Source organism: Paenibacillus psychroresistens, from assembly GCF_009728935.1.
Classification (GTDB): Bacteria; Bacillota; Bacilli; order Paenibacillales; family NBRC-103111; genus Paenibacillus_AC; species Paenibacillus_AC psychroresistens.
On record NZ_CP034235.1, the window covers coordinates 7,235,257 to 7,248,533 of the forward strand.

10 protein-coding genes and 1 riboswitch are annotated in these 13,277 nt (G+C 40.5%); of the genes, 5 read left to right on the plus strand and 5 right to left on the minus strand.

Annotated elements, in window-relative coordinates:
- Positions 1-552: 552 nt before the first annotated feature.
- Positions 553-1,389, plus strand: coding sequence for a Cof-type HAD-IIB family hydrolase (locus EHS13_RS32585; RefSeq protein WP_155704348.1), 837 nt, complete (start codon positions 553-555; stop codon positions 1,387-1,389).
- On the opposite strand, the gene EHS13_RS32590 is transcribed toward EHS13_RS32585, so the two are convergent.
- Complete coding sequence (locus EHS13_RS32590; RefSeq protein ID WP_155704349.1) at positions 1,381-1,881, minus strand: YwhD family protein; 501 nt, start codon at positions 1,879-1,881, stop codon at positions 1,381-1,383. The two genes, EHS13_RS32585 and EHS13_RS32590, sit on opposite strands and share 9 nt — an antisense overlap.
- Before the next feature lie 177 nt (positions 1,882-2,058).
- Here EHS13_RS32590 and EHS13_RS32595 point away from each other — a divergent pair, with 177 nt between their 5' ends.
- The 4 genes from EHS13_RS32595 (at position 2,059) to EHS13_RS32610 (ending at position 8,986) form a co-directional block, all read left to right on the plus strand.
- Positions 2,059-4,053, plus strand: coding sequence for a M1 family metallopeptidase (locus EHS13_RS32595; protein WP_155704350.1), 1,995 nt, complete (start codon positions 2,059-2,061; stop codon positions 4,051-4,053).
- A 12-nt stretch (positions 4,054-4,065) separates the two neighbouring features.
- Entirely contained in the window at positions 4,066-4,884 is an 819-nt protein-coding gene (locus EHS13_RS32600; protein ID WP_155704351.1) for a hypothetical protein, read from the plus strand.
- Positions 4,885-5,022: 138 nt separating this feature from the next.
- A riboswitch (cyclic di-AMP (ydaO/yuaA leader) is annotated at positions 5,023-5,158 on the plus strand.
- Between the two features lie 5 nt (positions 5,159-5,163).
- Positions 5,164-5,748, plus strand: a complete 585-nt coding sequence (locus EHS13_RS32605; RefSeq protein ID WP_155704352.1) for a C40 family peptidase — start codon at positions 5,164-5,166, stop codon at positions 5,746-5,748.
- Between the two features lie 169 nt (positions 5,749-5,917).
- A complete protein-coding gene (locus EHS13_RS32610; RefSeq protein ID WP_162463362.1) occupies positions 5,918-8,986 on the plus strand; it encodes a carboxypeptidase regulatory-like domain-containing protein in 3,069 nt (1,022 codons plus the stop codon).
- Positions 8,987-9,050: 64 nt separating this feature from the next.
- Here the strand turns inward: EHS13_RS32610 and EHS13_RS32615 are convergent, their stop codons facing one another.
- From EHS13_RS32615 to EHS13_RS32630, 4 genes are all read right to left on the minus strand, one after another.
- Entirely contained in the window at positions 9,051-10,511 is a 1,461-nt protein-coding gene (locus EHS13_RS32615; protein WP_162463363.1) for a tetratricopeptide repeat-containing glycosyltransferase family 2 protein, read from the minus strand.
- Positions 10,512-10,599: 88 nt separating this feature from the next.
- The gene (locus EHS13_RS32620; RefSeq protein WP_155704355.1) at positions 10,600-12,036 is read right to left on the minus strand and encodes a hypothetical protein; all 1,437 of its coding nucleotides are present in this window, start codon (positions 12,034-12,036) and stop codon (positions 10,600-10,602) included.
- A 114-nt stretch (positions 12,037-12,150) separates the two neighbouring features.
- A complete protein-coding gene (locus EHS13_RS37650; RefSeq protein WP_155705604.1) occupies positions 12,151-12,252 on the minus strand; it encodes a stalk domain-containing protein in 102 nt (33 codons plus the stop codon).
- A 57-nt stretch (positions 12,253-12,309) separates the two neighbouring features.
- Complete coding sequence (locus EHS13_RS32630) at positions 12,310-13,170, minus strand: VOC family protein (protein WP_155704356.1); 861 nt, start codon at positions 13,168-13,170, stop codon at positions 12,310-12,312.
- Positions 13,171-13,277: the final 107 nt, after the last annotated feature.

Consider the following 13,277-nt stretch of genomic DNA (forward strand, 5'->3'; position numbering starts at 1 on the left):
AACTTTTTTAGGCAATCGGATCAAGTTTCATACAAATAGGTGCAGGAATCCCCATTGGGCAAGGAAACCGCTGCTTCCGCCTTTAATAGCGGATCGAGTGAAATAAAGCGGTGATACCGCGTTAAATCTCATCCCGAGGGCCGATCAAGTGGTTTAAAGCGGCGCTACCGCTTTAAATCTCTTCTCGAGGGCGGATCGAGTATTTTAAAGCGGCCATACCGCGTTACATCTCTTCCCGAGGGTCGATCGAGTGTTTTAAAGCGGCGGCACCGCGTTACATCTCTTCTCAAGGGTCGAGCGAGTGTTTTAAAGCGGCCATACCGCGTTACATCTCTTCTCGAGGGTCGATGGAGTATTTTAAAGCGGCGAGATCGCTTTAAATCTCTTCTCGAGGGCCGATCGTGTGTTTTAAAGCGGCCATACCGCGTTACATCTCTTCCCGAGGGTCGATCGAGTGTTTTAAAGCGGCCATACCGCGTTACATCTCTTCTCGAGGGCCGATCGAGTGAATTACTGCGGTCATCCACAACCAAACAAAGAAGGGGATCACATATGCAAAAGCTTTACATTTTAACCGATTTGGATGGGACGTTGCTGCGTTCTAGCAGTTTATTGTCCGATTTCTCTAAAGAGGTTTTTACTGCTGCACTTGAAGCTGGTCATGTCGTAAGCTATGCCACCGCTAGAAGCTATATAAGCTCACAAACCAAGGTCTCGACTATCCCATGGCAATTTCCGATCATTCTATATAACGGTGCACTTATTTTCGATCCATTATCACAAGCAACAGTCGGCGGGGCTTGGCTATCGCACGATATCACTAATGAAGTCATATCATTGGGAAAAAGCTTTGACCAAGTCCCGTTTTTATTTCTCTTGGATGAGAATCAGCATGAGCTGGTATTGCATGAGCCTCTGCGGCGCATAGGAGAACAAGGCTTTTACGATAGTCGCCCGAATGATCGCCGTTTTCACGAGATGCCCTTGCTTCATTTGAACCACCTCGATAAAAAGGTAATGATTCTCACCTACATCGGAGCTTATGAAGACCTAAAACCTTTCTATGACGCACTTAAGCTTCATTACGGAACTAATATTTATATCCATTTCAGCTTAGACACCTATCTACAGGATCAGTACTTCCTCGAAGTCAGTGATCCACTTGCCAATAAGGGAGCCGCAACCTTGAGATGGGCGGAACTGGTGGGCTGTTTGCCAGAGCAAATCATTGTATTCGGGGATAATTTTAACGATATTGAGATGTTTGAAGTGGCTGGTACGACAATTGCTATGAGTAATGCCCGTACCGAGTTAAAAGAAAAAGCCGACTCCCTCATTGTAAGCAATGATGAAGACGGCGTCGCACACTATATTCAAACTTTATTGTAAGGCTAGCTTAAGCTCATCCTCTGAATGCTCCCACCATTGGGGGTTGTGTCCTATCAGCGCTTCCTTTAGAAGTGCTTTTTCGGATGCGTCTAAATTTTCGAGCATGATTTTACGTTTCATCGCACGATCCATCCGATTCACATGCTCTGCAAGAATTTTCCAGCCTCTGCGCGCTTCGGTATCAATTAGCATCTCGCATGAAGCTACCCCTGCATAATAAGGTCCCTCTTCTTTGCGGCCCACTGCCACCCAAACAATCCAGCATTTCCTGCCATTCGGCACATCTTCTTTATTCATCGAGAATTTGATGCCTTTTTCTACCTTACTCTTCGCATGCAGTGTGCCTTCATCAATATAGGCTTGGTCGCCATCGATAATCATTCCAGAGACACTATTCAGATCTATCGATCCAGCTCCAAATCCCTTGTGATCCACTTTATTGCTAATAATATTTAAAGCCAATGGCTTCTTTACTTTATCATTCGTCTCCATATGAGCACCATCCATTCAAAATCGTGTTTTTTGCTTATGCTTGTTATTTTACCGAATGTCACGCGGACTTACCAGCTAAATCGTACTAGGAAATATAATACTTTCATATATTTTGAAATAATCCGAGTTGGACAGACATATACATGCTTTAGATGCTTGTCAACGAGGTGAAAATAAATGAAACCGTTATTCGCTAATCGAATGTTCCAATGGATCCTCCTGATTGTGTTTTGCAGCTACCTTGCTCTAATGAGCTCTTTAATCTTGCACAAGGCACCTAAGCTAAACGATTTTGCTACTACTAAGACGATTCCTTTGAGCAACCAAGTGCTGCCGGAGAACTCGGTTCAAACGAGTGACCAGACTCAGCCGAGCCCCCTCAGTCATCGCATCGTAGAGTACCATATAGCCGTTTCGTTAATTCCCGAACAGAAAATGCTAGAGGGTACAGAAACTGTATCTTGGGAAAATCCAGGTAAAAAGCCAGTCAGCGAAATTTATTTTCACCTGTATCCAAACGCCTTTGAATCAACGAAAACCTCGTTTAACCGTGAATCTGGGGGCAAGCTTCGCGAGGATAAAATGACATCTGCCAGCAATGGGTGGATGAAGCTGCAATCTTTTGAAACCACATTAGGCCAAGACTTAATGAGCCATTTAAGCTTCGTCCAGCCCGATGACGGGAATACCAATGATCATACGTTAATGAAGGTTCGCTTAAGTGATCCAATTGGACCAGGTGAAAAAATCAGCTTTACCATGAAGTTTTCAGTCAAGCTCCCTTATGTTTACGCTCGCATGGGATATGCAGATGATTTCTATATGGCCGGACAATGGTTTCCCAAAATCGCTGTTTATGAGCCAGCCGGAACAAGAGGTCGTTTAGAGGAAGGCTGGAATCTCCATCAATATCATGGCAATTCTGAATTTTATGCTGACTTTGGGATTTATGATGTAAGTATTCAGGTTCCCTCCGCTTATATTGTTGCAGCCACAGGCTTTCCAGTTAATCCAGCCGCTGAGAAGAACAATCGAAAAACGTATCACTTCTACGCAGATGATGTACATGATTTCGCTTGGTCTGCGTCACCAAACTTCGTCTATTACGAGGAACCTTTCTCAACACCAAACGTCCCTGGGGTTAAGATCAAGCTTTATCTGGACCCAAGTCACAAAAACTTCAAAACGAGATATATGCAAGCGGCAAAAAAGGCTTTAACTCGCTATTCGGAATGGTATGGCGCTTATCCCTACTCCACTCTCTCCATCGTTGTACCGCCAGAGAACGGCAATGGAGCAGGCGGCATGGAATACCCTACTTTGATTACGGCATGGGGCACAGTAGCTTCGGCTAACGATCTCTCCCTCGAACGCGTTGTGGTTCATGAAATTGGGCATCAATTCTGGTACGGTATGGTCGCCTCTAATGAATTTGAAGAAGCATGGTTAGACGAAGGCTTTACCTCTTATGCAGAGGATAAAGTCATGGAACGTGAATATGGCAGCAAGCCCAACTTGCCTTTGGAAGCCAGCTATGTCACATCTCCAGAATCGCTTAAGCTAAATTCATGGGAGTATGGCCACCACGGTCAATATGCAGAAAATGTCTACACCCGTGCCAAGCTAGTACTTAATTCTATAGAAAAAGATGTTGGTCCTGAGCTCATGCAAAAGACACTAAAGGCTTACTTTCAGCAATGGAAGTTCCGTCATCCTTCGACCCAAGATTTTCAAGCTATATTAGAAAAGACAACTCAGAAAAGCTGGAAACCCTTTTTCGATAGCTTCGTATATGGTGGTTTAATGATCGACTACACCGTAGACAACATACATATCCGTAAAACTACGGAGAAAAATCAGACTTCTTATACCAGTGAGGTCCTGATTCGTAAGCAAGGCGGCTCTTTTCCTAATGTACCCATCCACTTTCATTTCAGTGATGGCACTAGCATAGATAAAGTCTGGAATAGCGAATCCAATGATACCCTGTTCAAGCTAATACATACTTCTCCTGTGGATTGGGTTCGCATCGATCCCGAACATAAAATGCTCATGGAGAATAAACACATTAATAACTTCATGAAAACAAATATTGATCCCACAGCAACCATACGTTGGAATACAAGCTTTCTCAAAATTCTCGAAACCTTGTTTAACTCGGTTTCCTGGTAAGGGGTTGGAATTATGTACAGTTATATGAAAGATGGCTGGAAGGCCGCTTGGAAGCAGCCTTTTCTCGTACTTGTTTTATTCGCTTATCGGCTTGGATGGGGGATTGCGCTCTATGGAATTGTTCAATCCATTGTCGTCCCGCTGCTTCATCGTTATCCAGACATCCAAGCTTCTGGCGGACAGGTAGAATTATTCTTAGCCGAAGGGCAATTCCAGCTGCTGAAAACAGACTTTATTGATTCTTACCTGTGGCTGTTCCTTGGATTACTGCTGACTCGAATGATTATTACCCCGATGCTAAATGCAGGCATTTACTATTCCTTGCGCCAAACGCACTTAAATTCAGGATATCGGTTTTTCAAAGGTATCCGCGTGCTTGGCGGTACATTCCTGCTCTATTATTTAATGCAAATGGTCTTAACGCTGGCACCGTTATATTTTCTCCTACCTAAGTGGGGAACTATTGTTTTAGGGGGTGATTATGATGCAACTGTCTTCGTCTTAATTCCACTGGTAACTGGATACTTGGTCTATGGGTATATCCTGCATCTGACCTTCATGTATCTGCAATTCGGTAAAGCTTGGTCGCGACCTTGGAATGAATCCTTACGAATTGCCTTTAAGTATATCCTCTCCATTATTGGCATATCTATAGTGTTCATGCTTGGGTCCGCACTTATTGCAACGATTGCGACATCTGTCCTCTGGATCTGGGCAAGCTTATGGACCTTGATTCTGTATCAAGCGTATCGTTTGGTACATACCTTTTTTCATCTTTGGGTCATCACTACTCAGCAAGAATTGTATTCGACAAAAACCGAATATACGTAAATTTATAGGGTCATAAGCCCTGTGTTTGTAAGGACTCCCGCAAAAGGAGTCTTTTTATGTTCACATTATAAAAATATTTTTTCGACTGTAGGGAGGATTTTGCATATTTATGGAGAATTATTTTTAAGCAACAAAAAAAAACATTAAGTGCCGAATTCCTGTAACAAGGAAACGGGGGAACCATTCTTGGGTGAATTGATCTTGATTTAAAGGGATCATAGGGAACCTTCAACCGAACCCTCAAGCTAACCTCGTAGGCGACCTGGAAGGAGTACCGCTTTGAAAAAGGCATCTCTGTTTGTATTGGCTTTGTTTTTGAGTTTCAGCTTTATGGTTGGCAGTGCTTCAGCAGCAACTGAGCTGGACGCTAAGATTGAAAAAGTAATGGGTGTTCGGTACTTAGCAGCGGGAACCACGCCTAAAGGATTTGATTGCTCAGGTTTCACTCGTTACATCTTCGCCCAGTTCGACATTGATCTTTCCCACAGCTCCAGAACCCAAGCAATTACAGGCGAAAAGGTAGCAAAAAGCGACCTAAGAGCCGGTGACTTGGTATTCTTCGAAACTGGAGGCGCAGGCATTTCTCATGTTGGTATTTACGTTGGAGACGGCTACTTTATACACTCCGCAAGCAGTTCAGGAGTTACAAAGAATAAGCTCAGCGAGAAATATTATGCAAAACGTTATGTAACTGCTCGCAGAATTATGTCTGATAAAGCTTATGCTACTATCGCGACAGAAAAAGAAGAAAAACCAGTTGTAAAAAAAGACAATACCGATAAGCCAAAGGTTGACCAGGAAGAACCACAATCAAACGACGATGATCAAGACACAGTACCTGTGGTTGATCAAGAAGAATCCTGATCGGGATGAGCTTAACAGCAAATCCGTAAGTACATAAAAAAACCATTCCCTTATTGGAATGGTTTTTTTATGTTTTGTTGTTTGGAGAATTATCATAGTTATTTACCTTATATTATGATAAATTTAGAGGTGCTTATGTATTCGACATTCAATGACGGGGGAAACGGTAATGCTAAAAAACACTTTAAAAACTCTAAATACTAAATTATTGTTGATCTTGCTGCTGCTCACAATTTCAATGCCTCAAATGACAGTTTTTGCTACCGATGGCATAATTCATGGTAAAGTGACTGATACCAATGCGCATCCTATTCAAGGGATTCAACTTGAAATCAAAAACAGCAGTCATACAACCGTTGCTACGTTAATTACTAATTCAGATGGTGATTATTATGTAGGATCCCTCGATAACGGTATATTTTATGTGGATTTTTCAGATTCAAAGGGTTTTTATGGAAATCAAAGTACGACTATTTCCGTTACTGGAAATTACACTCTTAATCAAACATTAGCTCCCTCTTTAGCTATTTCAACTTATTATGATACAAACTATAATGCAGGTCTCTTTTCAGGATCATTGTCCTGGACATATACTGGCAATGTTACCGTTAGCTATAATGTTTATTACCTTGCCAACGACAATACAGTTCTTGCTCCACCAACTTCAGTAACAGGAGTTACCTATGCCATATCTAATGTTCCACAAGGTGCCAAAAGAATCGGTATTCAAGTTATCGCTCCAAATGGGGAGCTTGGACCGATTATCTCAACTCCTTTATGGGATGCAGGTGCTTATAATCCGCAAAATTTTAGTTTATACGATACAAATCCAGCCCCAGATGTTTATGAATTAAAACTAACATGGTCACATCCAATAGATGAATCTCAATTCAATAGATATGTGATTAATTATAAGGATAAAGACTATAACATAATTGGTACCGAAGTAGAGTTAACCTCTCAAGTTTCTAGTTATATACATACCCCCTCACTTAATATAACAAGTGCTGTGTATTCTGTTCAGGTTAATCTAGAAACTAGCAATAATGAAATGGCTCCATTCTCTTTTAATATGTTAGTTTCCGATCTTACTACTGGAAAAGCCGCTGCGACGCCTGCCTCCAATTTAAGTTTAAAAGCACCCACTTCATTCCATTTCTACAATGATACCGATCCTGCTAGCCATTCTATTGGTGGTGCTCTGGATTGGACTGAGGCTGGAATCACAGGCTATGAAATGTATTTACTTGACGACAACGATATTAAATTAAGCTCAGTTCTAACCCTAGCTAAGCAACCAGGTTACACAGGCAACTATTGGGTTTCACTTCCAAATGGAACTTCATTAACAGTAAATGGCGCAACTGCCAGCAAACTTGGTGTCTACCCTAAGGATATTAATGGCTCTGAAGGATTACCTATTATTATCAATATAGTTGATGTTGTAGGGGGAATACCGCAATCGGTTTTCTTCTATGATACAGACCAGGTTACTAATCATGTTACAGGTACACTTTCTTGGTATAGCGCCATTAATGAGTCAGCGATAACAGGATACAAGGTTTATTTTGCGGATGAGGATAATAATTTGATCTTGCCAGCGATAACCTCTATTACCAAAGCCGCTTCTTCTCAAAGTTATACTCTAGCGATTGATCAAACGATTCCTCTGACATCAACGGGTATCCCGGCAACAAGAATCGCTGTTGTGTCTGTTAATGGTGCTACCATTGACCAGCAAGTAACGAAAGCGATCTGGGACAATTCATCTATTAACACCGGGAATATAACCTTTCAGGATAGGGACAGTCGTGCTGGAAAAATAGTTGCTTCTATCACATGGGGGAAGAGCAGCAATGAAGCTCTTTTTGAGGATTATGTAGTTTTCTATTACGACTCCGGAATACCACATGTTATCGGTTCTGTTAGTAAATCAGGAATTGCAACTTATACTTTTAATTTAACAGAAACCCTGTACAATAATTTACCTGCTAATCAAAACGTATTACAATTAGGCATTCGCAATACCAAAGGTGAAATTGCCCCTATTTCTCAAGTGATTGCTATAGTTGATAATACTCTAACTAATCCTAGTCTCCCAACTGCAACAACTAATATTCCAGCAGTTAATGGTTTAATCTTCTTAGATAGTGATACATTGCCGGGCAAAATCGGTGGTTCTCTGGCTATTACGGATTCAAGCCCATACAATGGCTTTGACAGCTATATGGTCTATTTTGTTAACGACGCAGGTGTTCGAATTCAATCTATTGCCCAAATATCAAAAACATATAATTCTACTATACAAATGACTATTCCTGTGAATACTTTGATTCCTAACGGAGCTAGTGCAATTGGTGTTTTCGCGAAGAATGCTAGTGGAGAAAGCTCTAATGGCACTTTCGCTCTCATTTGGGATTCGCCTCGCCCTATAATATCAAATCCTTACTTTGAAGATACCGATTTAAGAGCAGGCTTAGTTACTCCCATCCTTCATTGGGATAGGTTAGCAGATGAAACCCATGTCAGTAAATATGTAGTCTACTTTATCGATTCCAATAATAATAGACAGATTCTAACTAAAACGGATAAAACAGCAGGCTCAGGAGCTTATTCATTTCCGATCCCCTCTGACGTATATACAAATATTATGAATTATGACGCTAGATCTATTCTAATAGGGATTGAGGATACATCGGGCAATGTTATTTATCTTCCTGCTTACTTCAACCAAGTGTATGATAATACCCAAAGCAAAACTATACCTCAGTTATCTCCACCATTAGTTGATACTTTGCCTGTTGTGAATAATGTAACATTCAACTATAACGCACAAAATACGGCCAACGAGCTTAACTGGCATTATCCTGAGAATAGTTCCAATATTGAAGGCTATGAGCTTTACTTCTTGGATAAAATGGGCCAAAAGCTTGGATCTATCCTCACACTTAAAAAATCTTATTACGGAGAAAGTAGTGTTTTTCTTCCATCTACTCTTGTTTATCCAACGAATGCAAGTAAAATTGGGATCTTTGCTAAAACCGTAAATGGCGAAGAAAGCAGACAATATACAGCGATTCCTTTGTTCCATTTAGTAAGAGCAGCAATTGACCCACTTGCTGAAGGCGTTGGAATTAATAAAATAATTAGTTTCATATCAGGCAATGGCGGATTCCAAAAGCAAGATATCGAAGATTTACTTGGTTTGATCGACCTTATTACTAATCCTGAAGAATAATTCTTAGTTTGATATAAAAGATGAGGATTCAGGCCGTTATGGTCTGAATCCTCATCTTTCTATATTAGAGTTTACTGCCATGCTTAAGCTGATCGCCTGTTTGTTCTAATTGGTTGAGTCTGACTTCAAGCTCCTTCATCTCTGGAAAACGAGCTTGAATTTGTTTATAGATTTGCTGGGCTTCTGGCAACTTGCCTGCTAATCGTGCAACGTCGGCTAATAGCATGTCTGCTTTCCATTGCGAAATTTGGTGATCAGCCGAAACACTGCTGCGATAGGTTGTAAAATCCTGTTTAGCCTTTTTTATATTTTTTTCAGCTTCCTTGGCTTGTTGGATAGCTCTACGAACATTTATCTGCGCTAAGAAAAAGGAGGCATCGGGGTAATCATTAAATATAGCTAGCGCCTTATGACAGGCAGCCTCTGCTTCATCCAGTTGATTTAAGGGCATATATATCTTCACCATAAGCATGTAAACCTCAACCATGCGGCCGAATCTAGGTTGCTGCTCAGCCAATTGTTCCGTTCTTAAGAGGATCTCCAAAGCTTTAACTGTGTCTCCCCCCCCAAATGTTTCCCTGCCATAAAAATACCACCAACCTGGATTATCGGGCTCATCCACAACCATTTGTTTAAGCAGTGTTATATTTCGCTGCAGTTTATTCTTCTGCTGCATGATTGTTGGCTCATAACCATCGTGATTGACTCGAATTCTTACTTTAGCATTCCTATGATCCGCTTCGTACATACCAAATTCAGCGGATATCACCTGCTCATGAACTTTTCCAGAATAAATTAATCCTCTATTCATAGCGAACATTCTAGATTGAGAAACATCCGGTGTAACCTTACCGTTTACAATATTATTCTGCCAAATATGAAGAATAGGTGCGACTGGCGAAGAGTGGAATAACCCTGCGATCTGACGTACATAAGGGATATCCTCCTTGAATAAAAGCTCATCTCCATCGACCCAAAGCACCCAATCTGTAGTGATAGCGGCAAGACCAGCATTACGAGCAGCCGCAAAATCATCCGACCATGCATAATGAATAAGCCGAACTTTAGGCATAGATTGAGCTATCTCAATCGTTCTATCCGTTGATCCAGTATCTATAACTACTATCTCATCAACGGCATCCGCTAAATGGCTTAAGCACTTCTCGATAAGACGTTCTTCATTTTTTACAAGTACAGCAGCAGTAATTGTAACGCTTGGCACCTCTAATAATTTAGCTACAATGTCACTTTTCGTTGGTTTTTTAATAGCCTGCAGAGCTTTTTGGACTGCTCCAATCCAAACAGCTTCAGGATCGAGCAGCCATGCTCTTTCAAATATCTGCGCAGCGGTAATGCCAATCCCTTGCTGTAATAAGGCCTCGCCGAGTAAAACCCAGCTTTGTGCTACCAGTGGTGCAGCTTGTACCGCTTCACATGCCATCATTTCAGCCTCAAGATAACGTTTCGTTTGAAGCGCAGCAATTATAGGGGCATGCATGGACTCTATGGTTCTTGGTTCGTTCATTAGTTTAGTAACCTCCATGTAAAAAGGAGCTAAGAAGAACGGGTTTCGTTCTTCTTAAGCTCCGTTTTTATTTAATAATATCTTATTATTAGCTAGGAGAAACATACATAACAAAAGTTTTATGTATTGTTTCTTCATCTTGTAATCCAAAAACTGTAAATATTTTTGTGCCTGATGGATTTGTATTAAATCTTAAATTGCCAGACCCAGTTTCGTAGGATGTACCGACTCCATGAATTGATTCAAATGTTTCGCCTGATGTAAAATATTCTGAAAACTTTAATGTTCCAGTGGAGCCAACATAAAATGATTTGTTTAATACATACAAATCAATATCTAGCGTAGTTGAACCGCCACGACCATCATCTGCAGTAATTGTAGCATGGGCTTTCTTATCACTTCCAGATACATGGAGCAAATTTCCTGTAATTGAAGTACTTAGATAAGGATCGGAACCAATAGGGGTAGTAGTAATAGTAAAAGTGAGTGGATCACCATCAGGATCTGAGATTAATTGCTTCAAATCATAATCTGCTCCATTATTGAAAATCAATTCTTGCAAATACTCATCATAAATGACAGGCGCATCATTTGTTCTAGCAATGGTACGGAATGTAAGATTGGCCACTTTAGAACCACCATGCTGATCTTCGGCAATAATAGTATAAGTAGTGCTCCCTATCATATCACCATAAATTGACAATTGAGTATTTCCGCATGAAGATGTCACATCAACATTTGGGGTAGTACTTGTTGTTTCATCTGTGCTTAATACTCTATAAAGTCTTAAGTGTAAGTAGTCTTCTTCATCTGCATCCTTAAATATATCCGATAAATTTATATCTCTATCTCTTCCCTGTTCAATATTAAGCAAATTCGAAGCAAATTCCCCATCTAATTCTGGACTTGAATTCGCATATCCTGCTGGAATATATCCAAGTAATTTAGTAATCTCGGCATGATCTATTACATTATCTTGATTAAGATCAGCTGCAAGAGAGGTAGATTCAATAGGATGTGATAAAGCATACACAATATCACCAATGTCCAAACCATCCTTCACACCATTTTGCCCTCTATCCAATGTGTTTGCGGTAATTGCCGGATCAAAACTTACTAAATTGAAGAAAAATTGTTCTCCTCCAGTAGTTTCTACTGTAATTGTTGATGTGCCAAGGTTATGACTGTCAACTCTGAGGATTTCACCACTAAAATTACTAGTAACATATCCAGTTACGTCAGAATTAGAAATGGATACAACTCCCGAAAGGTGATATTGTGAACCACTACCCCATATTTCATCATTAGTATAATCCAAATATTGATTATTATCCTGCATAGATTGACTCGATAAATCAAATGTTAATGATTTTAGTGAGACTGGATCTTTAGCCAAAGCATATGAATCATGAAACAAAAAAGACGACATTGATACTAATGGTACCATAGCAAGCGTTGTAGCTATTTTATGTATGTTTCTTGATGTGGACCCTGCTTTTTTAATTTTATTACGTTTCGCCATCATTCTCACCGTCCTAAATATATATAAACAAATAATAGCATATTTTGTCACATGAAAAACAGTGCCTATTTAACTAGACATTGAAATTTCTTGAGTCTTTAGTCCGATTATGCAGCTTTATTTATTAGTTAAAATTACAGATTTAGTAGATTTGTCCCAGCTTACATTAGCTCCAACGGATTTACAGATGAAACGCACAGGGACTAAAGTCTTTTCCAGAAAAAAAGAGCCATTCTATGAATGGACTCTTGGGGGATGTTTCCTAAATAAAATTCATTAAACCTGACTCACCAGCAAAATCTTATTCTTCGACGGATCTTGAACGAACCAGCCTTCGTCTGATGGCTCAACTGAAATGTCTGCAATGCGCAGCTTATTAAGAACTTCTTCCAGTGCAGCTTTATCCGGCAGCACAATGGTATAATAGCGCAGACCTGCCGCATTATCTGGAGGCTGAGGAGCGCCAACACCCGCCCAAACGTTCATCCCTAAATGGTGATGATACCCGCCTGCAGATAGGAATAACGCTGAATTAGCCATGTGTGCCATGATCTTGAATCCAAGAATGTCAACATAAAACTGCTCCGTCGCTTTCAAATCTGCAACATGAAGGTGAATATGCCCCATTACAGTTCCCTCAGCTAATCCACTCCACTCTGCATCTCCAGCTTCATCTATCAAACCCTGCCACTCGATCGGATCGACTGCCATTTTAATTTCGCCATTCTCGTTATATGTCCATTCATTTCTAGGTCGGTCCACATAAATCTCAATGCCGTTATTCTCTGGATCCGCGATATATAAAGCCTCACTAACCAAATGATCCGCTTGACCTACATGAAGGTTATGTTTAATTAAATTGCGGACAGACAAGCTTAAATCATTACGCGTTGGTACCAGAATGGCAAAATGGTAAAGCCCTGTTGTGTTCTTGCGCGGCAAAACTACTGCGTTTGGAATCTTTTCAAGAACCAATAGTGGGTTACGGCCATCAGTTGTGAGCTCAACCTTAAGCTCATTCTCACTAAGTACCCTAAAGCCAACAACGTCTTGATAAAACTGAGCAGATCGCTCTAAGTCACTAACCTTTAGATATACAGCACCTATCGAGGTTTGCGGGTGAATGGGATGTGTCATTGTATAAGCCTTCCTTCTTAATGAACTTTTAGTGTCCACGCTAAATGTTTCGTTAATAACTTTATGTAAGTAAGTATATATTTATAAGCAAATAAAGTCAAGAAAAC